The following is a 22,039-nucleotide window of genomic DNA, read 5'->3' as shown; positions in this document are numbered from 1 at the left end:
GTTGTTTGTAATGACGTCAAGGTTGCGGCTGATCATCGCGACCCAAGACTTCGGGGACCCGGCGCCTTCGGCGCCACGGATTTCGTTCAAAAACCAGCCCGGGAGGCGGCGCCAGAGACGCTGCCCCGAGGCATCAGGAGACAACAATGAAGCGATTCACCCTCTCGCCCATCCAGGCTGCCGCACTGCTGACGCTGGCGCTCGCCGGCCAGCAGCAGGCGGTTGCGCAGGAGGCCGCCAAGGCCGCCGAGCCGAACAAGCTTGAGCAGGTCGTCATCATCGGCCAGCGCGCCAGCCGCAACGCTGCCGTGCAGTCCAAGCGTGACGCGGACCAGGTCGTCGAGTCCATCGTTGCCGACGACATCGGCAAGTTCCCCGACAACACCGTCGCCGAGGCGCTGCAGCGTGTGCCGGGCGTGCAGACGGTCGTGGGGTTCAACAACGAGATCGTCAACCCGCTGATCCGCGGCATCGGCGACATCATCACCACCGTCGACGGCCGCGAGATGTTCACCGGCGTGGGCCGTGGCTTCGCGTTCCAGGACCTGCCGGCCGAGGCCATCTCGCGCGCCGACGTCTACAAGTCCGCCGGCGCCAACGTGCTGGAAGGCGGCGTGGCCGGCGCCATCGACCTGAAGCTGCGCAAGCCGATGGAGTTCCGCAAGGGGTTGACGCTGGTCGTCAACGGCCGCGCCACCGTCGGCGAGTTCGCCACCAAGCCCAGCACCAAGCTGGGCGTGCTGGGCTCCTACCGCACGCGGACCGACGCCGGCGAGATCGGCATCCTGGCCGACCTCTCCTACGCCGACCACAAGTTCAACCGTCCCATCTCGTTCAACTGCGACCCGCGCTCCGGCACCAACGGTCCGGCGGGTGCTGCCGGCATCGTGCTGCCCACCTGCGTGGGCGGCCTGACCGACACCGGCGGCTACCAGCGCCCGCAGGCCAATGCGTCCATCCAGTGGCGCCCCAACGCGCAGAACGAGTTCTATGCCGATGCGCTGTACGCGGGCTACCGCGGCAAGTTCGGCACCTACTTCATCTTCTCGGACATCTTCGCGGCAGCCAACATCACGAACGCGAACGCCAGCACCGACTGCTTCGACGCCCACATCAACGGCGCCGGCTTCCTGGGTGACGCCGCCGCGGGCGTGCAGAAGCTGTGCAACGGCGTGTCGGCCACGTTCAACAACGTGCCCGGCCTGACCAGCACGCAGGCCAAGCTGGGTGCGACCGACCAGCGCGTGCTGGCCGCCGGCTGGAAGTACAACGCCGGCCCGCTGTCGCTGCACCTGGATGCCTCGCACATGGCGTCGGACAACCGCAACCGCAACATCATCGTCGACATCGGCAAGCAGATCGGCGCGGTGGACATCGTCGTCAACGCCGGTGGCTACGGCACCACCAACATGCCTGGCAACCCGCTGGGCAGCAAGACCGACTTCCGCTTCGCCAACGGCCTGTTCCAGGACCTGAACTGGGCCAAGAGCGAGCAGAATGCCGTGGCGCTGAAGGGCAGCTACGACCTGGACGGCTTCATCAGCTCCATCGAGTTCGGCGCCCGTGCCGCGGACCGCGATTCGCAATGGCGTGCCAACGAGGCCGGCGGCCCCGGCGCGCCCGGCGGCAACCGCGTGACGCTGGTCAGCTCGGCCACCAACCTGCCGGCCGACTTCCTGATCCAGGCGCCCAACTGCATCCCGCAGATCAACGGCTGCCAGCCGTGGATGACGCCCAACCCCGACTACCTGCGCAACAACACCGACGTGCTGCGCGTGCTGTACGGCAGCCAGCCGGGTGACCCGGCCTACGCACCCGTCAACAACTACGACAGCAACGAGAAGACCTACGCCCTCTATGTGCAGCCGCACTACGAGACGACCGTGGCCGGCATGCGGCTGGACGGCGTCTTCGGCGGCCGCTTCGTGCGCTCGGAGCGCACCATCTCCGGCGCCGGCCGCATCAGCGGCGTCGTCACGCCGCAGACCGCCTCGTCCACAACCAACCACTTCCTGCCCAATGCCAGCGCCAAGCTGGAGGTCATGCCCAACTTGCTGGTGCGCGCCACGGCGGGCGTCACGATGTCCCGCCCCAGCCTGGGCGACCTGAACCCGACGCTGAACTACGCAGTGCCGCTGAACGCCAACATCATCCCCGGCGGCAGCGGCGGCAACCCCGAGCTCAAGGACCAGATGAGCACGGCCTATGACCTGTCGGTCGAGCGTTATTTCGGCAAGGGCAGCTACCTGCAGGCGGCCATCTACCACCGCGTGCTGAAGGACCGCGTCGTGCGCTCGGTGGCCCGCGAGGTCATCGGCGGCGTCACCTACGACATGAGCCGCCCGCGCAACCTGGGCAAGGCCACGCTGCAGGGCCTGGAGCTGAGCGCGCAGTACTTCCTGGACATGCTGCCCGGCGCGGCCAGTGGCCTGGGCGTGTTCGGCAACTACACGATGGCCGACAGCAAGGTGAACACCGTCGGCGACAAGCTGTTCGGCAAGCCGCTGCTGGGCGTGTCCAAGCACAGCTACAACGCCGGCGTGCTGTACGAGAAGTACGGCATCACCAGCCGCCTGACCTACACCTGGCGCGACAAGTTCAACGAAGGCCAGATCGACTGCCTGGTCGCCTCGCCTGCCGAGAACGGCCTCGCCACCGGCATCTGCGGCAACAACAACGCGCCGTACTACAACCGCGTCAAGGCCTACGGCCGGCTGGACTTCGCCATCGGCTACCAGGTCAACGAGCACCTGAGCCTGAGCTTCAACGCCAACAACCTGACCGGCGCCAAGTACTACAGCTACTTCCAGAACGAGAGCTTCCCGCACGACATCCGTTCGGACGACAAGTTCTACGGCCTGAGCTTCAACTTCAAGCTCTGATCTTGTAGCGACAAGGCGCGTGCAGCGCGCCTTCTGATCATTCTCCGGGCGGCTGTTGGTTCGGCGTCGCCTTTGCAGCCAGCCCTTGTGCACGCGCTCGTGAGAGCGCGTGCCGGGGCGGCCTTTCTCCAGAGACACACCATGCAGCGACGCCACCTCGTGGCCGTTCTTGCAGCCGCAGGCCTGCCCGCCTGGGCTGCCGACGGCAAGAAACTCGTCCTCGGCTTCTCGCAGATCGGCGCCGAGTCCGCCTGGCGCACGGCCAACTCGGCCTCCATCAAGCAGGCGGCGAAGGACGCCGGCATCGAGCTGAAGTTCGCCGACGCGCAGCAGAAGCAGGAAAACCAGATCAAGGCGCTGCGCGCCTTCATCGCGCAGAAGGTCGACGTCATCGCGCTGTCGCCCGTCGTCGAGACCGGCTGGGGCACCGTGCTGCGCGAGGCCAAGGCCGCGGGCATCCCCGTCATCCTGACCGACCGCCTCGTGAAGGAAGCCGACGAGAGCCTGTGGGCCTCGTTCATGGGCTCAGACTTCGTCGAGGAAGGCCGCCGCGCCGGCCGCTGGCTGGTTGACCGGCTCAAGGGCGGCAAGGGCGACGTCCGCATCGTCGAGCTGCAGGGCACCGTCGGCGCCGCGCCGGCGCTGGACCGCAAGAAGGGCTTCGAGGAGGCCATCAAGGCCGAGCCGCGGCTGAACATCGTGCGCTCGCAGACGGCCGACTTCAGCCGCGCCAAGGGCAAGGAGGTCATGGAGGCCTTCATCAAGGCCGAGGCCGGCAAGAAGATCCATGTGCTGTACGCCCACAACGACGACATGGCGCTGGGGGCTATCCAGGCCATCGAGGAAGCCGGCCTGAAGCCTGGCACGGACATCCTCGTCGTCTCCATCGACGGCGTGAAGGCCGCCTTCCAGGCCATGGTGGCCGGCAAGCTGAACGTCACGGTGGAATGCAGCCCGCTGCTGGGCCCGTCGCTGATGCAGGCGGTCAAAGACCTGAAGGCCGGCAAGCCGCTGCCACGCCGCCTCATCACCGAGGAAGGCGTGTTCCCCGCCGAAGTCGCGGCGCGCGAACTGCCGAACCGCAAGTACTGATGACCTCCGGGGCAGTCCTTCAGGCGCAGGGCGTCGCCAAGGCCTTCAACGGCGTGCCGGCGCTGGTCGACGCGGCGCTGACGTTGCGCGCCGGCGAGGTGCATGTGCTGATGGGCCAGAACGGCGCTGGCAAGTCCACGCTGATCAAGATCCTCGCGGGCGTGCAGCCGCGCGACGGCGGGCGCATCGAGCTGGACGGCCAGCCGCTGCAGGGCCGCACGCCGGGCGCGATGCAGCGCGCGGGCGTCGCCGTCGTGCACCAGGAGGTGCAGCTGTGCCCCAACCTGTCGGTGGCCGAGAACATCCTGGCCGGGCGCTTCCCGCGCCGCTGGTACGGCATCGACTGGCGCGAAGTGCGCAGCCAGGCCACAGCGGCCGTGAATCGCCTCGGACTCGACATCAGGGTGGACACCATCCTCGGCGAACTGCCGGTGGCGGTGCAGCAGCTCGTCGCCATCGCCCGCGCGCTGCACCAGCAGGCCCGTGTGCTCATCCTCGACGAGCCCACGTCCAGCCTCGACGAGGCCGAGACGGCGCGGCTGCTGGAGCTGCTGCGCCAGCTGCGCGCGCAGGGCGTGGCCATCCTGCTCGTCACGCATTTCCTTGACCAGGCCTACGCCGTGGCCGACCGCTTCACGGTGCTGCGCAATGGTCAGTTCGTCGGCGAGTACGGCGCCGACCTGCCGCGGCTGCAGCTCGTCGAGCTGATGATCGGCCGCGCGCTGTCGGCCACGACGGCCACGCGCGAAGCCCGCGCCGACGCCGTCAGCGCGCCGCTGCTGCAGGCGCACGACCTGGGTCGCGGCAACGCGGTGGCCGGCGTCAACTTCGGCGTTGCGCCGGGTGAGGTGCTGGGGCTGGCCGGCCTGCTGGGCGCCGGCCGCACCGAGGTGGCTCGGCTGCTGTTCGGGGCCGACCGCGCCGACCGCGGCGCACTGAGCGTGGATGGCCGGCCGGTCGCACTGCGCGGCCCGCGCGACGCCATCCGCGCCGGCTTCGCCTTCTGCCCGGAGGAGCGCAAGGTCGACGGCATCGTCGCCGCTTTGAGCGTGCGCGAGAACATCGTGCTCGCGCTGCAGGCGCGGCGCGGCGTGTTCCGCATGCTGGCGCCGAAGGCGCAGCGCGAGCTGGCACAGCGCTTCATCACGCAGCTGGGCATCAAGACGGCCGACGCCGAGACGCCCATAGCCCTGCTATCAGGCGGCAACCAGCAGAAGGCCATCCTGGCCCGCTGGCTGGCCACCGAGCCGCGGCTGCTGATCCTGGACGAGCCCACGCGCGGCATCGACATCGCCGCCAAGCAGGACCTGATGGACCAGGTGCTGACGCTGTGCGGCCAGGGCATGGCGCTGGTGTTCATCTCCTCCGAACTGCCCGAGGTGCTGCGCGCCAGCGACCGCGTCGTCGTGCTGCGCGAGCGCCGCCAGGTGGCGGCGCTGGATGCCCGTGGCCTGAGCGAAGAGAAGTTGTTGCAGGTGATGGCCGCATGAAGCACGCCGCAATCGTTCTGGTGGCGCTGCTGTTGCTCAACGCGGCGCTGAACCCCGGCTTCATCGACCTCCGCTGGCAGGACGGCCACGTCTACGGCGCGCTGATCGACATCGCCAACCGCGCCGCGCCGCTGATGGTCGTCGCGATGGGCATGACGCTGGTCATCGCCGTGCGCGGCATCGACATCTCGGTGGGCGCCGTCGTCGCCATCACGGCCGCCGTGTCGGCCCATCTCATCAACGACAGCGGCTCGCTCGCGCTGGCCATCGCGGCCGGCCTGGGTGCCGCCGCGGTGTGCGGGCTGTTCAACGGGCTGCTGGTCGTCGCCGGCGGCATCCAGCCCATCATCGCGACGCTGATCCTGATGGTGGCCGGCCGTGGCATCGCGCAGCTCGTCACCGACGGCCAGGTGCTCACCATCGACGACGCCGGCTACGCCTTCCTCGGCGCCGGCTTCCTGCTGGGGCTGCCGTTCGCGCCGTGGCTGGCGCTGGCGCTGGCGTTGCTGCTGGGCGCGCTGAAGCACCGCACGGCGCTGGGCCTGTTCCTGCAGGCTGCGGGCGCCAACCCGGCCGCCGCGCGGCTCGCCGGCGTCAACGCGGCGGCACTGCTGCTGGCGGTGTACGTCGCCTGCGGGCTGTGCGCGGGCCTGGGCGGGCTGATGATCGCCGCCAACATCAGGAGCGCCGACGCCAACAACGCCGGCCTGATGCTGGAGCTGGATGCCATCCTCGCCGTGGTGCTGGGCGGCACGTCGCTGCTGGGCGGGCGCTTCAGCCTGCGCGGCAGCCTGCTGGGCGCGCTCATCATTCAGACGCTGACCACCAGCATCTACGCCCTCGGCATCGCGCCCGAGGTGACGCTGGTGGTCAAGGCCATCGTCGTGTTCGCGGTGTCCATCAGCCAGTCGCCCAAGTGGCGTTCGGTGCGCCTGCCACGCCGGAGGCGCGCGGCATGAAGCTCCTCAACACCCAAAACCTCCCGAGCTGGACCTCGGTGTTGCTGCTCGTCGTCGCCCTGTTCGCCGGCGCGGCGGCCTATCCCGGCCTGTTGTCGGGCCAGGTGCTGCTCAACCTGCTCATCGACAACGCCTTCCTGCTCGTCGTCGCCGTCGGCATGAGCTTCGTCATCCTGTCCGGCGGCGTCGACCTGTCGGTGGGCTCGGTCGTCGCGCTCACCACCATGCTGCTGGCGCTGGGTGTGGAGCGCGCCCACCTGTCGCCGTGGCTGCTGATCCCGCTGCTGCTGCTGGGCGGCGCGCTGTTCGGCGGGCTCATGGGTTGGGTCATCCAGGCCTTCGAGGTGCCGGCCTTCATCGTCACGCTGGCCGGGTTGTTCCTGGCGCGCGGCCTCTGCTACGTGCTGAGCCTGGAGTCCATCGCCATCAGCGACGCGACGCTGGCCGCGTGGTCGCAGGCGCGCTGGTCACTGGGGCCGGTGGGCGAGATCACGCCGGGCGCCGTCATGGCGTTGATCGTGCTGGTGCTGGCCGTGTGGGTGTCGCGTGCCACGCCGTTCGGCCGCGCGGCCTACGCACTGGGCGGGCATGAGACGTCGGCGCGCCTGATGGGCCTGCCTGTCGCTGCGACGCGCATCGGCGTCTACGCCGTCAGCGGCGCCTGCGCGGCGCTGGGCGGCGTGCTGTTCGGCATCTACACGCTGTCGGGCTACGGCCTGCATGCGCAGGGGCTGGAGCTGGACGCCATTGCCGCCGTCGTCATCGGCGGTGCGCTGCTCAGCGGCGGCACGGGCCACGTGCTGGGCGCGCTGACGGGTGTGCTGATGCTGGGCTTCATCCAGACGCTGATCCTGTTCGACGGCACGCTGAGTTCCTGGTGGACCCGCATCGTCATCGGCGCGCTGCTGGGCGTGTTCTGCGGCCTGCAGCGGCTCCTGGTGCTGTGGCACGGGCGCCGTCGCACCGCTCCCTGATTCATTCACATGAGGCTGTTCATGAGACTGCTGATTTCATCCCTCGTCCTCGCACTGGCCGGCCTGGCCGCCCACGCGCAGGAGCCCGACAAGCCCTTTGTTCCCGGCGCGCGGCTGACGACGCCGTGGACCGACGCCGCCGAGAAGGCCGCCCAGCCGCTGCCCGAGTACCCGCGGCCGCAGCTGGTGCGCAAGGACTGGCTCAACCTCAACGGCACCTGGGACTACTGGGGCGGCAAGGGCGCGCCCGATGCCCGCCATGTGCCCTCCACGGCCCCGGTCTTCCCGGCCAAGCTGGAGCAGGTGAGGGTGCCTTACCCGGTCGAGTCGCGCCTGTCGGGCATCGAGCGCCTGGGCGAGGTGAACCTCTGGTATCGCCGCAGCTTCGAGGTCCCCGCCGGCTGGGCCGGCCAGCGCGTGCGCATCAACTTCGGCGCCGTGGACCGCGTCGCCAACGTCTACGTGAACGGCACGCGCGTCGGCTTCCACGACGGCGGCTACACGTCCTTCAGCTTCGACATCACCGACCACCTGAAGCCCGGCCGCAACGAGCTGGTCGTGTCGGCCTTCGACCCCAGCACCGGCGACGGCATGGTGGGCAAGCAGTCGCTCAAGCCCGGCGGCATCTTCTACACGCCCAGCTCCGGCATCTGGCAGACCGTGTGGCTGGAGCCCGTGGGCGCCGCCCACGTGGCGCGGCTGGACATGACGCCCGACGTGGCCAAACAGCGCCTGCAGCTCATCGTGCGCGCGGATGCCGACGCCGAGATCGAAGCCGTGGCGCTGCGCGACGGCAAGCCTGTCGGCCGCGTCACCGGCCACCCCGGCACGGAGTTGCACCTCAACGTGCCCAAGCCCCGCCTGTGGTCGCCGGACGATCCGTTCCTGTACGACCTCCAGGTCACGTTGCGCCGCAACGGCCAGGTCGTCGATCAGGTCGACAGCTACTTCGGCATGCGCAGCATCGCCATCGGTAATGTGGCCGGCGTGCCGCGCCCGCTGCTGAACGGCAGGTTCGTCTTCCAGTTCGGCCCGCTGGATCAGGGCTTCTGGCCCGACGGCCTCTACACGGCACCCACCGACGAGGCGCTGAAGTTTGACCTGCAGGCCACCAAGGACCTGGGCTTCAACATGGTCCGCAAGCACATCAAGGTGGAGCCGGCGCGCTGGTTCTACTGGGCCGACAAGCTGGGCCTGCTGGTGTGGCAGGACATGCCGCAGGCGTGGGACGCCGAGAAGGACCTGTCGGTGCGCGCCCGCACCGAGGGCCAGATGCGCGAGATCGTCGACCAGCTGCGCTCGGTCCCGTCCATCGTGTCCTGGGTCGTCTTCAACGAGAGCTGGGGCGACTTCGACCACCGCCGCATGTCTGACGCCTTCAAGGCGCTGGACCCGACGCGCCTCATCAACACCCACTCCGGCATCAACTTCGAGCCGCATGACATGGGCGGTGGCGACGTCATCGACCTGCACGACTACCCCGGCCCGGCCTGGGTGAACTGGCAGCCCGGCCGCATTGCCGTGCTGGGCGAGTACGGCGGCAACAGCCTGCGCACGCCGGGCCACATGTACCGCCCCGACAGCAAGTGCTGCTACCTGCTCTACGAGAGCAGGGAGGCCGTCACCAAGGTCTACGTTGAGCAGGCCGCGCGGTTGCGCGAGTACGCCGCCACGCAGGGCCTGAGCGCGGCGGTCTATACCGAGACGACGGACGTCGAAGAAGAGCTGAACGGCTTCTTCACCTACGACCGCCAGGTCAAGAAGCTGGACTTCGACCGCGTGAAGAAGGCCAACCGGGAGCTGATCCAGTTCGGCCGCTGATCCAGACGCAGCGCCCGGCTTGAGCGGCCGCAGAGCCGCCTTTCCCACCCACCAGGAGACAGGCATGAGAGCTTTGATTGCATTCGCCATCGCGCTGCTGGCGCTGTTGAGCGCCCCCGCCCGTGCGGCCGACGTGGTGCTGAACGCCACGCAGGACAGCTTCTACCCGCGCATGATCCGCCTCGCGGCCAGTGGCGCCGCCAATGGGCGGCTGCTGGCGTCGCACGACCTCGGCGGCAGCCAGTCGCTGATCTACGAGAGCACCAACCAGGGCGCCTCGTGGACGCAGGTCGGCAGCATCACGGTGCCCGAGAGCTGGCACTGCTGCAGCACGCTGTGGGAGGTGCCGCAGGCGCTGGGCTCTACCCCGGCCGGCACGCTGTTCTGGGCCACCACCGGCCGCAACGGCACCAACGCGTACGCGCTGCGCATCTACCGCAGCACCGACGTGGGCCGCACGTGGACGCAGCTGTCCGTGCCGGCCACCGGCAGCACCGGCATCTGGGAGCCCGAGTTCATCGTCGACAGCGCCGGGCGCCTGGTGATGTTCTATTCCAGCGAGGAGTACAAGGCCAGCGGCTACAACCAGCTGCTGGCGCACAAGGTGTCCACCAACGGTGGCGTCAGCTGGAGCGCCGACACCATCGACGTCGGCATCAGCGACAACGGCGACCTGCGCCCCGGCATGGCCGTGGTGCGCAAGATCCCGAACGGCACCTACGTGATGACGTACGAGATCTGCGGCTCGCGCAATTGCGATGTCTACGTGCGCACGTCCAGCAACGGCACCAGCTGGGGCACGGCCAGCAACATGGGGACGCGCGTGGAGTCCACGGCTGGCCATCACTTTGGCCACACGCCCACCATCACGTGGATGAATGACGGCAGCCCGCAGGGCCGCCTGCTGCTGATCGGCCAGCTGCTCAAGCGCAACAGCAACAACACGGTGAACGAAGACCTGAACGGTCGCGTCTACATGTTCAACACCGCCGGCGGCACCGGCGCCTGGACCGAGGCCGCCACCCCCCTGGCCACGCCCGTGGGCACCGGCGGCGATGCCTGCACCAACTACAGCACGCAACTGCTGGCGTCCGCCGACAACACGCGCGTGCTGCAGCTGGCCGGCATGAGCTGCCGCATGCAGTTCGCCAGCGCGCCGCTGAACAACCCCGTGGCGGACGGCGTCTACCGGCTCGTGGCCAAGCACAGCAACCAGGTGCTGGACGTGGCCGGCTGCTCGACGACGCCGGGCGCCAACGTCGCCCAGTACACCTGGATCGGTGGCGACTGCCAGCGCTGGAAGGTCACCAACACCGCCAACGGCATCTACACCATCACCGCCCAGCACAGCGGTCAGGCGCTGGACGTGAACGGCTGCTCCACGGCCGCCGGTGGCAACGTGCAGCAGTACACGGTGAACAACCTGAGCTGCCAGCAGTGGCGCATCGAGCCGGTGGGCGACGGCTATTTCCGCGTCGTCAACCAGAACAGCGGGCTGGTACTGGACGTCAACGCCTGCTCCACCGCCACCAGCGCCAACGTGCAGCAATGGACCTGGCTGGGCGGCGACTGCCAGCGCTGGCGCTTCGAGCGCGTCAGCCCCAACGCGGTGGCGGGCGGCACGTACAAGGTCATTGCCAAGCACAGTGCGCAGGCGCTGGACGTGAACGCCTGCTCGACCGCCGCGGGCGGCAACATCCAGCAGTGGCCCTACAGCGGCGCCAACTGCCAGCGCTGGACCGTTACGCCCACCAGCGACGGCTTCTACGAATTCACGTCGGTCAACAGTGGCCTGAAGATGGACGTGCAGGACGGCTCGCTGCGCATGGGCGCCGACGTGCGCCAGTGGACCGGCAACAACGCCGCCGCACAGCGCTGGGGCATAGAGAACGTCGGCGCGGGCTATGTGCGCATCGTCAACAAGAACAGCGGCCGCGTGCTCGACGTGGCCGGCTGCTCGACCGCCAACGGCGCCGACGTGGCGCAGTGGGAATGGCTGGGTGGCGACTGCCAGCGTTGGCAGCTGGCTGCGCCGTGAGCCCCTCGTCCGGTCACGCCGCGCTGAACGCGGGCGCGCCCGGCCGGTCCCCCGAGGGGACGGCGATGCCTGCGGCATTGAGCCGCAGGCACATCGCCAGACTGGGCCGGCTTGGGAGCGGCCCGGCGCTCGGCCCGAAATTCAACAGGAGAGATCCAAGATGAAATTGCACGCCTGGCTCGCCGGCGTGCTGCTCGCCGTCACGGGCCTCACGGCCCTGGCTGCCGACGCAGCACCCGCCGCCTCCCCCGCCGGTGGCGGTTATCTCTTCGCCCACATGACGCACGCCCGCTACGGCGTGCTGCACTACGCCGTCAGCACCGACGGGCTGCACTGGCAGCGCCTGAACAAGGGCAAGGCCGTCAACGAGGAGTACCACGGCCACCCGTTCATCGTGCAGGGCGGCGACGGCCGCTACTACCTCGTCGGCAACCAGAGCGATGACGATCAGGAGATCCGCTTCTGGGTGTCCGACGACCTCGTCAAGTGGACGAAGTTCGGCACCTACAAGCCCGACCTGTCCACGGCGGTGGGCCAACCGCATCCGCTGCAGCGCATCGGCGCGCCCAAGCTGTTCTTCGACAAGGCCAGCAGGCAGTTCGTGCTGATGTGGCACACGCCCAATGTGCCCGGCTCGCCGGACGACCCCGAGCGCTACTGGTCCAGCCAGCGCACGCTGTACGTCACGTCCAGGGACCTGCGCGAGTTCCAGGGGCCGCCCAAGCGCCTGTTCGACTGGGACATGGCCACCATCGACGTGTTCCTCGTCGACAACCCGGGCGGCGGCTACTGCGCCGTCGTGAAGGACGAGCGCTTCCCGTCCTACATCTGGACGACCGGCAAGACCATCCGCATGAGCTGCGGCGCGAACCTGCTGGGCCCGTACCCCGAGCCCGGCCCGCCGCTGAGCCCGGCCTTCCGCGAGGCGCCCACGCTGATCCGCGCGCCCAACGGGCAGGACTGGCTGCTGTACTACGAGCAGTACGCCGGCACCAGCTACGGCCTGTCGATGGCGCCACGGCTGGAGGGCCCGTGGATCGAGGTCTGGGGCAACTCGGGCGTCAAGGAGTGGAACAGGTTCGAGATGCCGGCCACGCTGCGGCACGGCTTCATGATGGCCGTGACGAAGGCACAGCTGGACGCGCTGCTGAAGGCGTACCCGGAGTGAAACCCGCGGGCATCCGGCCGCGCCTAGGATGCCTGCCATGACCGACAAGCTGTCCCTCGTGCGTGCCTACCTGGCCGCCTACGCCGCGCGCGACCTCGCGGCCATCGAACCGCTGTTCGCCGACGCCATCACGCTGCGCGACTGGAAGATCCGCGTCGCCGGCAAGGCCGCGGCGCTGGACGAGACGCGCAAGAACTTCGCGGCCGTGCAGCACCTGGCCATCGACGTGCTGGCCGCCTACGAACGCGAGGGCGGCGCAGCGGTGGAGCTGAGAATCGTCGTCGACGGGCGCGACACGCTGTACGTCGTGGACGTGTTCGACATCGATGCCGACGGCCGCATTGCGGCCATCCGCGCGTTCATCGGCCGCGGCGACTGACGCTCAGCCCAGCCCCCAGCCGAACGGGTCGGCCGGGTCGATGATGAGCGTCGCCTCGGCGGTCACGAAGGCCCGGCCGCGGATGGTGGGCACGACGCCGGCGCTGCCGTCCAAGGGCGCGTCGTACCAGGCCTCGAAGATGCTGCCGATGACGCTGGCCTGCCGCCACACATCGCCCGGCGCCAGCTGACCGCGCGCTGCCAGGCAGGCCAGCTTGGCGCTGGTGCCGGTGCCGCAGGGCGAGCGGTCGTACTGGCGGCCCGGGCACAGCACGAAGCTGCGGCTGTCGGCCAGCAGCGGGTCGGCGTCGGCGAACAGCTCGATGTGGTCGATGACGGCGCCGCCCGCGCCGCGGTGGCCCTGGGCCTGCAGCGCCTCGCCCAGCAGGGCCGCGTAGTCGGTCAGCGCCTGGACGCGCTCGGGGCGGACGAGCTGGCCGTGGTCGGCGCACAGGAAGAACCAGTTGCCCCCCCACGCGATGTCGCCGGTCACCGTCTGCCCCGTCGGCAGCGTGACGGCCACGTCGGACGCGAGCCGGTAGCTGGGCACGTTGCGGACGCTGACCTTGCCGTCGGCCAGCAGCGTTGCGCGCACGTTGCCCACCGGCGTCTCGATGACGTGCTCGCCGGGCTGGATGCGCCCCAGGTGCGCCAGCGTCGCGACGAGGCCGATGGTGCCGTGGCCGCACATGCCCAGGTAGCCGGCATTGTTGAAGAAGATGACGCCGGCCGTGTGCGCGGGGTTCTGCGGACCGCACAGCAACGCGCCGACGAGCACGTCGCTGCCGCGCGGTTCCAGCAACGTCGCACGGCGGTAGCGGTCGTGCTCGTCGCGCAGGAGTGCCAGCCGCTCGGCCATGGTGCCCATGCCGAGGTCCGGGAAACCATCGATGACCACGCGCGTGGGCTCGCCGCCCGTGTGCGAGTCGATGACCTGCACGCGCTTCATGGCCGGGGCCGGCGGTGAGCCCGCTGCTGAGCGGTCGTGCCGGCGACGTTCGGGCCCGCAGCGGGGCGGGGCTGGGCGGTGATGGCGGGGACGGTGGGGACGGCGGGGAATGCGCCGTGCCGGGTGGATGGGGGCATGGGGGCTCCTGGGGCGGGATCAGGTGCGGGCACCCTGCAACGGCAAGGCGTGCGAGCGCGGGTGGCCGGGCCGAAGGGGCGGCAAGGGCATGCGTTTCTCCCGGTTGCAGGGCGACGGCCCCGGCCGCGTGCGGCAGGCGCGAGTCTGTGCCATTCTGCGGGGGCCGCGCAAGGCGGTGACGCAGCAAGGAGGGGGCGCGCATGGCCGAGAACGTGACGTTGGGGGACCGGGTGCTGGCGCTGGTGGTGCAGCCGCCGGAGCCGGGTTTCACGGTCAGCCCGCGGCCTGGTGACGCGGCGGCCAAGGTCATCGAGAGTGCCGCATCCAAAGCGGCGCTGGCCGCCGGCACGCTGGCGCTGCCGCCCGGCCCGCTGGGTTGGGCCACCATCGCGCCGGAGATGCTGGCCGTCTGGCACATCCAGCGCCAGCTGGTGGCCGACATCGCCGCGCTGTACGGCCGCAGCGCCGAGCTGGGCCCCACGCAGATGATGTGGTGCCTGTTCCGCCACACGGCGGCGCAGGCGCTGCGCGACCTGTCGGTGCGCGTGGGCGAGCGCGTCATCGTGCGCCCCGCGGCCCAGGCGCTGCTGCAGCGAGCGGCGGCCGCCGTGGGCGTGCACCTGGGCAAGCAGGCCGCCGGCCGGGCGCTGTCGCGCTGGGTACCGCTGGTGGGGGCGGCCGGCGTGGGCGCCTACGCCTGGTGGGACACGCGCCAGGTGGGCCGCGCCGCGCAGCAGCTGTTCGAGCGCGAGGCCGTCATCGACAACCCTGTGTAACTTCCCGTGTCGGCCTGACAAACTCGGGCCGATGGACCCGCTGCCCACCATCCTCGACATCGAAGCCTCGGGCTTCGGCCGCGGCAGCTATCCCATCGAGATCGGTTACTGCGCCGGCGACGGCAAGCTGTTCTGCTGTCTCGTGAGGCCTGAGGATGACTGGGTGCACTGGGACGCCGCTGCCGAAGCGCTGCATGGCATCAGCCGCACGTTGCTGCTGGGTCGCGGTCGGCCGGCGCGCTGGGTGGCCGAGCAGCTCAACGCACGCCTGTGCGGCCAGACGGTCTTCTGCGACGGCTGGGGGCATGACTACACCTGGCTGAACCGGCTGTATGACGCCGTCGAGTTGCGGCCCAGCTTCCGGCTGGACGACCTGCGCAAGCTGCTCAGCGAGGACGAGGCCCAGCGCTGGAAGAGCATCACCGAGGCGGTGCGCGCGCGGCAGCAGCTGACGCGGCACCGGGCCAGCAGCGATGCGCGGGTGTTGCAGCTGGCGTTGGGGGAGGTGAAGGCGGGGGTGAGCTGCTGAGCAGCTTGGGTTTGGTCTCTGTTGCTTCGATGGGAGCGTGCTGCTGATTGCCGCATTGCCGGGAGGAACTCCTGACAATGCTGCGACGAGCAGCCTAGCCTCGCTAGACAGCACGAATGCCGTTGGCTTTCAAAGCCAGCTCACCGACAAGATGGGAAAGACAACGACGGCTGCGACCGTGAACAGGGTAAGAAAGATCACGGCATACCAGCGCACGCCGGATTGCAAGAAGGGCGGCAGCTTGCCGACGATCTTGCTGTGCGGCAGCAGGTTCCCGCGTTCGGGGTGGAACCAGATGCAGGCACAGAGCAGCGCCCAGGGGCCGGCAACGAAGGGCCCCACGAGCACGGCGGCAACAAATGCAACGCTTGGAGGCGCGAGATTGAATGCCGCAAAGGCCACTGCCATGCACGCCACCGATGCACCCAGAAGCCACCAGCGGTGGGCGAACCAGCGACTGGCGATGGAGGAAAGAAAGGCGGGTGACATGGGCGGCGAGGCTAGGCAAACAACCCCGCGTACTGCTCCCGCAGCAGCTTCTTCTGCACCTTCCCCATCGCATTCCGCGGCAACTCCGGTACCACGATGACCCGCTTCGGCACCTTGAACCCGGCAATGCGCCCCTTCAATTCGCGGATCAGCGCCTCGGGATCAGGCTGCCCAGCCGCCGTGATGACCGCCACCACCGCCTCGCCGAAGTCCGCGTGCGGCACGCCGATGACGGCGGATTCGCCGACGCCGGGCAGCTCGTTCAGGAAGCCTTCCACCTCGGCCGGGTAGACGTTGAAACCGCCGCTGATGATGAGGTCCTTGCTGCGGCCGATCAGCGTCAGGTACCCCTGCGCATCCACGCGGCCCACGTCGCCCGTCTTGAACCAGCCATCAGAAGTGAACTCCTCGGCCGTCTTCTCCGGCATCTGCCAGTAGCCGCTGAACACGTTGGGGCCGCGCACCTGCACATGGCCGATCTCGTCCACCGCGCAGGCCGCGCCGTCGTCGCGCAGCAGGCGCAGGCCCACGCCGGGCAGGGCCGGGCCCACGGTGCCGCCGACGCGTTCGCCGTCTGCGGGCCGGCAGGGGTTGGACGTCAGCATCAGCGTCTCGCTCATGCCGTAGCGTTCCAGGATCAGGTGGCCGGTGCGCTGCTGCCACTCGCGCCAGGTTTCGATGAGCAGCGGCGCGGAACCGCTGATGAACAGCCGCATGTGGCGCGTGTCCAGCACCTTCTCCTGCAGCAGCCGCACGTACAGCGTCGGCACGCCCATGAAGACGGTGGCCTCCGGCAGCCGGCGGGCCACGGCGGGCGCGTCGAACTTGTTGAACCACAGCATCCTGCTGCCGTTCAGCAGCGCGCCGTGCGAGGCGACGAACAGGCCGTGCACGTGGAAGATGGGCAGCGCGTGCAGCAGCACGTCATCCGGCTGCCAGTCCCAGAAGGTCTTCAGCGTCTGCGCGTTGCTCAGCAGGTTGCCGTGGCTGAGCATCGCGCCCTTGCTGCGCCCGGTGGTGCCGCTGGTGTAGAGGATGGCGGCCAGCTCGTCGGCGCCGCGCCCGGCGGGCGTGTGCACGTCGGGCATCTGCACGGCGCGGTCCAGCAGCGTGCCGGTGCGGTCGTCGTTGAGCGTGAACACCCAGCGCACGCCGCGCTGGAAGGCCAGCTTGCTGACCCAGCCGAAGTTCCTGCCCGCGCAGACGACGACGCCCGGCGCGGCGTCGGTGATGAAGTGCTCCAGCTCGCTGGCCTGGTAGGCCGGGTTCAGCGGCAGGTAGACATGGCCCGCGCGCAGCACGGCGAGATACAGGATCAGCGCCTCGACGCTCTTGTCGGTATGCACCGCCACGCGGCTGCCGGCGGGCAGGGCCAGCTTGTCCAGCCAGTTGGCCAGCATGGCGCTGCCGCGCTCCAGGTCGCGCCAGGAATACAGCGCGCCGTCGTGGTCGATGGCGGTGGCGTCGAGGTCGGCCGGGAAGCCGGCGCGCAGGGCGGCGTACAGGTTCATCGTTGCCTCAGTCCAGTTTGGCGCCCGACGCCTTCACGACCGCGGCCCAGCGCTTGGTCTCCGCGCTGACGAACTGGCCGAACGCGTCGCCGTAGAGGTTGGGCGTCTCGGCGCCCAGGCCGTGCCAGATGTTGCGGATCTCGTCCGTCGCGAACACCTTGCGCAGCTCGGCCTGCATGGCGGCGATGCTGTCCTTGGGCGTGCCCTTGGGCGCCCAGAGGCCATACCAGGTGGACACCTCGTAGCCCGGCACGCCGGCTTCCGCCGCGGTGGGCACGTCCGGGAAGCCCACGGCGCGCTTGGCCGACGCGACGGCCAGTGCCTTGATGCGGCCGCCCTTGATGTGGCTGGCCGACGAACCGAGGCCGTCGAACATCAGGTCCACCTGGCCGGCGATCAGGTCCTGCAGCGCCGGGCCCGCGCCGCGGTAGGGGATGTGGGTGATGAAGGTCTTGGTGTTGAGCTTGAACAGCTCGCCCGCGAGGTGGTGCGAGGTGCCGTTGCCGGCCGACGCGTAGTTCAGCCTGCCCGGCTTGGCGCGCAGCGCGGCGAGCAGGCCCTTGAGATCGGCCACCGGCACCTGGCCCGGGTGCACGACGATGACCTGCGGCACGCTGGCCAGCAGCGCGACGGGCACGAAGTCATCCTCCAGCCGGTACTCCAGCCGGGGGTACATGGACGGTGCAATGGTGTGGTGCACCGCGCCCATGAAGAAGCCGTTGCCGTCCGGCGCCAGCTTGGCGGCGAGCGTGGCGCCCACGGTGCCGCCCGCGCCGCCCTTGTTGTCGATGATGACCTGACGGCCCATCTGCTTGGTCAGCGCCGCGGTCAGCGGGCGGGCGAAGGCGTCGGTGCCGCCGCCGGCGGGGAAGGGCACGATCCAGGTCTGGGGCTTGGACCCCTGGGCCTGGGCCAGCCACGGGCTCAACAGGGCGGGCAGCAAGGTGCGGCGCTTCATCGGCATGTCTCCTGATGCTTTTGTGCGGGGCGATTATGGGCGCGCCCCGGGGGGCTGCCGGCACGGCGCGACCCATGGCCGGCGTGCCGGCAAAACCCGTCAAGGCTGCAGCAGCGCCATCACGCGGGCCAGCAGCTCGGCCTTCGCAAACGGCTTGTTCAAGCGGTCGCAACGGGCCTCGTCCAGGAACTGCCGCGCCGTCGGCGACAGCGTGTCGCCGGTGACGAACAGCATGCGCCGCGCCAGCGCGGGCTGGGTGCGCTTCACCTCGCGCCACAGTGCGGCGCCGTCCAGGTCGGGCATGTGCAGGTCGCTGACGATGGCGTCGAAACGCGCCTCGGCCAGCATCGCCAGCGCGACGGCGCCGGACTCCGCGGTCATGACCTCGTAGCCGGCGCCGGCCAGCATCTCGCCGATCAGCTCGGCGATCTCGGGCTCGTCGTCCACCACCAGCAGCCGCGCGCTCTGCTCGTCGGTGTCGGGCAGCGGCACCGGCTCGGTGTCACGCGCCTCGGGCTCGCCGCTGACGGGCAGCTGCAGGCAGAAGCAGGCGCCTGCGCTGATGCCTTCGTCGTCCTGCAGCGTCAGCTCCCCGCCGTGGTCACGCGCGATGCCGCGCGACACGGCCAGGCCCAGGCCCGTGCCCACGCCCTCGCTCTTGGTCGTGAAGAAGGGCTCGAAGATGCGCTCGCGCAGCTCCGCCGCGATGCCGGGGCCGTTGTCACGCACGCGCAGCCACACGCGCGGCACGCGGCGGCGGTCGCCCTCGGTCATGGGCGCCAGGCCCGTGGAGACGGTGAGCTGGCGGCCGTGGTCGCGCAGGCCCAGCGCCTGCTGCGCGTTGACGATGAGGTTGAGCACGATCTGGCCGATCTGGTCCGCATCGGCCTTCACCGGCGGCAAGCCCGGCAGCAGGTCCAGCGTCACGGCGATGCCGTGGCTGCGCAGCACGTAGGCCAGCATGTCGATGGCGGCGGTGGCCAGGTCGTTCAGCGCCACCTCGCTGCGGTTGGCCGGCCGGCTGCGCGCCATGTTCAGGAAGGTGCGCACGATGCGGCCGCAGCGCTCGGCGGCCTCGTGGATGCGCTGCGCATCCGCGGCCAGCGCGTGGCCGGTCATCTTCTCGGCCAGCAGCGACGCGCGGCCCATGACGATGGACAGCGGGTTGTTCAGCTCGTGCGCCACGCCGGCCAGCAGGCTGCCCATGGCCGTGAGCTTCTCGCTCTGGCGCAGCGCCTCGCGCTGGCGCTCGATCTCGCCCTGGGCGGTCTGGCGCTCGGACAGGTCGAACAGCGACGCGGTGTAGTAGGTCTGCGCGCCGACGGCGGTGCGCCACAGCACCATCTCGACGGGGAACTCGCTGCCGTCGGCCCGCAGCGCCGGCATCTCGACGCGCCGGCCCATCACGCGCTGCTCGCCGCCGGCCGTCACGCGGGCCATGCCGGCGTCGTGCGCGGCGCGCAGCTGCGGCGGAATCATCACCTCGGCCACCGCGCGGCCCAGCGCCTGCTCGCGCGCGATGCCGAACATGGCCGCCGCCGCGGGGTTGAACTCGACGATGTGGCCGGTCTCGTCGGTGGACACCAGCGCGGCCATCGCGTTGTCGAAGATGGAGGACTTCAGCGCCTCGCTGGCCTCCAGCTCCGCGACCTTGGCGGACAGCTCCGCGTCGCGTCGCTTCAGCTCGGTCAGGTCCAGGCTCATGACGACGGTGGCCTGCGGCACGCCGTCCCGCACGTCCACCGGCACCAGGTGCTCGCGCATGTAGCGCCGGCCCATGCCGGCCAGTGCCGTCCAGCCCTCCCAGGCCACCGTCTGGCCGCTGGCCAGGCGCGGGCGCACGCTGTCGTAGCTGGCGTAGGCCGCGTCGCCAATGATGCGGGCGATGGGCTGGGACAGCACCTGCTTGGGATGCAGCCGCGTGAAGCGGAAGAACTCCTGGTTGGCCCACACCAGGCGCTCGTTGACGTCGATGACGACGACGCGCGCCGGCACGGCCTCCAGCAGCTGCGACAGCAGCGGCAGCGTGGCCTGCAGCACGCTGCTGAGCTCGCCCACGCCGGCATCGGGCGTCGGGTGGAAATGAATGTCTTCGGTCATCGGCCCTCTCTCCCTGAAAGCGCGGCCGATGATAGAGAGATCAGGCGGCGAGAACGGCCGCGGCGGCGCCTTCCTGCATCGTGCGGGCGACGAGGCGGTACATCGCCGTCCAGGCCTCGCGCGTCTCGGGCGTGAAGCCCTCTCCCAGGCCGGCGGCGAGCGTGTCCAGCAATGCGGCGCCGACGCTGTCGTAGTGCGCCGCGGTCACGCCGTAGTCGCCGTGGCGCTGGCCCAGGCGCAGCAGCACGGGCGTCAGCGCGCCGGGGCGGTCCAGCAGCTCGACGGCGGCGGCCAGCATCTGCATCAGGCGCTCGCCCTGCTGGGCCATGTCGCGGCCGCGGAACAGCGAGCGCAGCGCCGGGTCGTGCATGAAGAGCCGCGCGTAGAACGCCTCGGCGATGGTGGCGGCCAGCGGCTTGAGTGGCTCGAAGCTGGTGCGGATGAGGTGGATCTGGTGCGGGGTCATGGTGGAGGCTTTCAGTCGCGGTGGCGGCAGGAAGTTGCGGGCCGAGCGCCGGGTTGCTCTCGAGCCGGCCCGTCCTGGTGATGTGCTTGCCGGTCAATCCGGCGAGCATCACCGGCCCCTCGTCGGACGAGGGGTCAACGGAGATAGGCGTCGGCGGCGGGCAGGAAGATGCACAGCAGCGGCAGCGCGGCCACCAGGCGTTCCAGCGGGTGCCAGCCGGAGGCGGGCGGGGTGTGGTGGTCGTCGTCGAGGTCTTCGGCGAAGGCCTCGCTGCGGTAGATGACGGCCATCGTCTCGGGCCAGTCGGTGGCGGGGTTGTCGCTGCGGTAGTTCATGGCGGTGCTCCTGTTCGGTGACCGCACTGTCGAAGGCGGGCGTTTCAGCCGCGCTTCAGCCTGCCGGGCCTTGTGTTGCGTTTGTTTCAACGTCGCGCCGCGGCCGGTGTGCCTGCCTATCATTCGCCGCCATGCCAGACAGCCTGCCCACCGTCCTGATCGTCGACGACGAGCCCGAACTGCGCGCCTTGCTGGCCGAGTACTTCGGCCGCAATGGCTTCGAGGTGCTGCAGGCCGAGGACGCCGCGGCCGCGCGCGCCGAGGTGGCCCGGCGCGTGCCCGACGTGGCGGTGCTGGACATCAACATGCCCGGCGAGAACGGCCTGTCGCTGGCCCGTGCGCTGCGCGAGGCGCACCCGCGGCTGGCCGTGCTGATGCTGACGACGGCCGGCGAGGCCATCGACCGCATCGTGGGCCTGGAGGTGGGTGCCGACGACTACGTGGCCAAGCCCTTCGAGCTGCGCGAACTGCTGGCCCGCGTGCGCGCCGTGCTGCGCCGCCTGCAGGTCAGCGCGCCCGCGGCCGCCGCCGACGCGGAGCCGGAGCGCGTGGCCTTCGGCCCCTGCCAGCTGGACCTGGCGCGGCGCAAGCTGTTCGGCGCGGATGGCTCGGAGATCGACATCACCGCGGCCGAGTTCGACCTGCTGGCCCTGTTCGCCCGCCACCCCAACCGGCCGCTGAACCGCGACCAGATTATGGAGCAGGCCCACAACCGCGGCTGGGACGTCTTCGACCGCAGCATCGACCTGCGCGTCATGCGCCTGCGCCGCAAGGTCGAGCGCAACCCCGACAAGCCCGAGGTCATCAAGACGGTGAGGAACGTTGGGTACGTCTACGTTCCCGCTCCCTGACGGGCAGACGCGGCCGTAGTGTCTCTGTGCGGGCCGAGCGCCGGGCCGCTCCCAAGCCGGCCCGTCTGGCGATGTGCGAGCGGGGCATGCCCCGCGAGCATCGCCGTCCCCTCGGGGGACCGGTCAGGCTTGCCC

Annotated in this window: 19 protein-coding genes; 12 read left to right on the top strand and 7 right to left on the bottom strand. The window is 70.0% G+C overall.

From position 1 onward, the window contains the following. The first annotated feature begins 146 nt into the window (after window positions 1-146). From ACG04Q_RS00180 to ACG04Q_RS00140, 9 genes are all read left to right on the top strand, one after another. Window positions 147-2,882: a TonB-dependent receptor gene (locus ACG04Q_RS00180; RefSeq protein ID WP_394508759.1), complete on the top strand. Its 2,736-nt coding sequence runs from the start codon at window positions 147-149 to the stop codon at window positions 2,880-2,882. Between the two features lie 141 nt (window positions 2,883-3,023). Further along, window positions 3,024-3,974, top strand: a complete 951-nt coding sequence (locus ACG04Q_RS00175) for an ABC transporter substrate-binding protein (protein ID WP_394508758.1) — start codon at window positions 3,024-3,026, stop codon at window positions 3,972-3,974. Further along, window positions 3,974-5,464, top strand: coding sequence for a sugar ABC transporter ATP-binding protein (locus ACG04Q_RS00170; RefSeq protein ID WP_394508757.1), 1,491 nt, complete (start codon window positions 3,974-3,976; stop codon window positions 5,462-5,464). The genes ACG04Q_RS00175 and ACG04Q_RS00170 overlap by 1 nt, the downstream gene beginning before the upstream one ends. After that, window positions 5,461-6,423: an ABC transporter permease gene (locus ACG04Q_RS00165; RefSeq protein WP_394508756.1), complete on the top strand. Its 963-nt coding sequence runs from the start codon at window positions 5,461-5,463 to the stop codon at window positions 6,421-6,423. Before ACG04Q_RS00170 ends, ACG04Q_RS00165 begins: the two co-directional genes overlap by 4 nt. Further along, the gene (yjfF, locus tag ACG04Q_RS00160) at window positions 6,420-7,397 is read left to right on the top strand and encodes a galactofuranose ABC transporter, permease protein YjfF (protein WP_394508755.1); all 978 of its coding nucleotides are present in this window, start codon (window positions 6,420-6,422) and stop codon (window positions 7,395-7,397) included. The genes ACG04Q_RS00165 and yjfF overlap by 4 nt, the downstream gene beginning before the upstream one ends. A 21-nt stretch (window positions 7,398-7,418) precedes the next feature. Continuing rightward, a complete protein-coding gene (locus tag ACG04Q_RS00155) occupies window positions 7,419-9,218 on the top strand; it encodes a sugar-binding domain-containing protein (protein ID WP_394508753.1) in 1,800 nt (599 codons plus the stop codon). Between the two features lie 64 nt (window positions 9,219-9,282). Then, on the top strand, window positions 9,283-11,256 hold the full coding sequence (locus ACG04Q_RS00150; protein WP_394508752.1) for an RICIN domain-containing protein: 1,974 nt from the start codon (window positions 9,283-9,285) through the stop codon (window positions 11,254-11,256). Between the two features lie 160 nt (window positions 11,257-11,416). Then, window positions 11,417-12,424 (top strand): glycoside hydrolase family protein, encoded by a 1,008-nt coding sequence (locus ACG04Q_RS00145; RefSeq protein ID WP_394508751.1) that lies wholly within the window; start codon window positions 11,417-11,419, stop codon window positions 12,422-12,424. Window positions 12,425-12,461: 37 nt separating this feature from the next. After that, the gene (locus ACG04Q_RS00140) at window positions 12,462-12,803 is read left to right on the top strand and encodes a nuclear transport factor 2 family protein (RefSeq protein WP_394508750.1); all 342 of its coding nucleotides are present in this window, start codon (window positions 12,462-12,464) and stop codon (window positions 12,801-12,803) included. A 3-nt stretch (window positions 12,804-12,806) separates the two neighbouring features. Here ACG04Q_RS00140 and ACG04Q_RS00135 read toward each other — a convergent pair whose 3' ends face one another. Then, window positions 12,807-13,751 carry a 4-hydroxyproline epimerase gene (locus tag ACG04Q_RS00135; protein ID WP_394508749.1) on the bottom strand — a complete coding sequence of 315 codons (945 nt, stop codon included), beginning with the start codon at window positions 13,749-13,751 and terminating at the stop codon, window positions 12,807-12,809. Window positions 13,752-14,089: 338 nt separating this feature from the next. Here ACG04Q_RS00135 and ACG04Q_RS00130 point away from each other — a divergent pair, with 338 nt between their 5' ends. After that, window positions 14,090-14,665, top strand: a complete 576-nt coding sequence (locus tag ACG04Q_RS00130) for a hypothetical protein (RefSeq protein ID WP_394508748.1) — start codon at window positions 14,090-14,092, stop codon at window positions 14,663-14,665. A gap of 31 nt (window positions 14,666-14,696) precedes the next feature. Further along, window positions 14,697-15,194, top strand: a complete 498-nt coding sequence (locus ACG04Q_RS00125) for a 3'-5' exonuclease (protein WP_394508747.1) — start codon at window positions 14,697-14,699, stop codon at window positions 15,192-15,194. A 129-nt stretch (window positions 15,195-15,323) separates the two neighbouring features. Here ACG04Q_RS00125 and ACG04Q_RS00120 read toward each other — a convergent pair whose 3' ends face one another. From ACG04Q_RS00120 to ACG04Q_RS00095, 6 genes are all read right to left on the bottom strand, one after another. Further along, window positions 15,324-15,683, bottom strand: coding sequence for a hypothetical protein (locus tag ACG04Q_RS00120; RefSeq protein ID WP_394508746.1), 360 nt, complete (start codon window positions 15,681-15,683; stop codon window positions 15,324-15,326). Between the two features lie 11 nt (window positions 15,684-15,694). Beyond that, the gene (locus ACG04Q_RS00115; protein ID WP_394508745.1) at window positions 15,695-17,194 is read right to left on the bottom strand and encodes a malonate--CoA ligase; all 1,500 of its coding nucleotides are present in this window, start codon (window positions 17,192-17,194) and stop codon (window positions 15,695-15,697) included. Between the two features lie 7 nt (window positions 17,195-17,201). Beyond that, window positions 17,202-18,152, bottom strand: coding sequence for a Bug family tripartite tricarboxylate transporter substrate binding protein (locus ACG04Q_RS00110; protein ID WP_394508744.1), 951 nt, complete (start codon window positions 18,150-18,152; stop codon window positions 17,202-17,204). A 99-nt stretch (window positions 18,153-18,251) separates the two neighbouring features. Continuing rightward, entirely contained in the window at window positions 18,252-20,252 is a 2,001-nt protein-coding gene (locus ACG04Q_RS00105; RefSeq protein WP_394508743.1) for a hybrid sensor histidine kinase/response regulator, read from the bottom strand. Between the two features lie 40 nt (window positions 20,253-20,292). Further along, entirely contained in the window at window positions 20,293-20,718 is a 426-nt protein-coding gene (locus ACG04Q_RS00100; protein ID WP_394508742.1) for a globin family protein, read from the bottom strand. A gap of 134 nt (window positions 20,719-20,852) precedes the next feature. Further along, the gene (locus tag ACG04Q_RS00095) at window positions 20,853-21,053 is read right to left on the bottom strand and encodes a hypothetical protein (protein ID WP_394508741.1); all 201 of its coding nucleotides are present in this window, start codon (window positions 21,051-21,053) and stop codon (window positions 20,853-20,855) included. A 131-nt stretch (window positions 21,054-21,184) separates the two neighbouring features. On the opposite strand from ACG04Q_RS00095, the gene ACG04Q_RS00090 reads away from it, so the two are divergent. Continuing rightward, on the top strand, window positions 21,185-21,904 hold the full coding sequence (locus ACG04Q_RS00090; protein WP_394508739.1) for a response regulator: 720 nt from the start codon (window positions 21,185-21,187) through the stop codon (window positions 21,902-21,904). Window positions 21,905-22,039 lie beyond the last annotated feature (135 nt).

Source organism: Pelomonas lactea (genome assembly GCF_043555885.1).
Taxonomy (GTDB): Bacteria; Pseudomonadota; Gammaproteobacteria; order Burkholderiales; family Burkholderiaceae_C; genus Pelomonas; species Pelomonas lactea.
The sequence above is the reverse complement of the archived record's forward strand: the minus strand, read 5'-3'. Positions and strand labels throughout refer to the sequence as shown.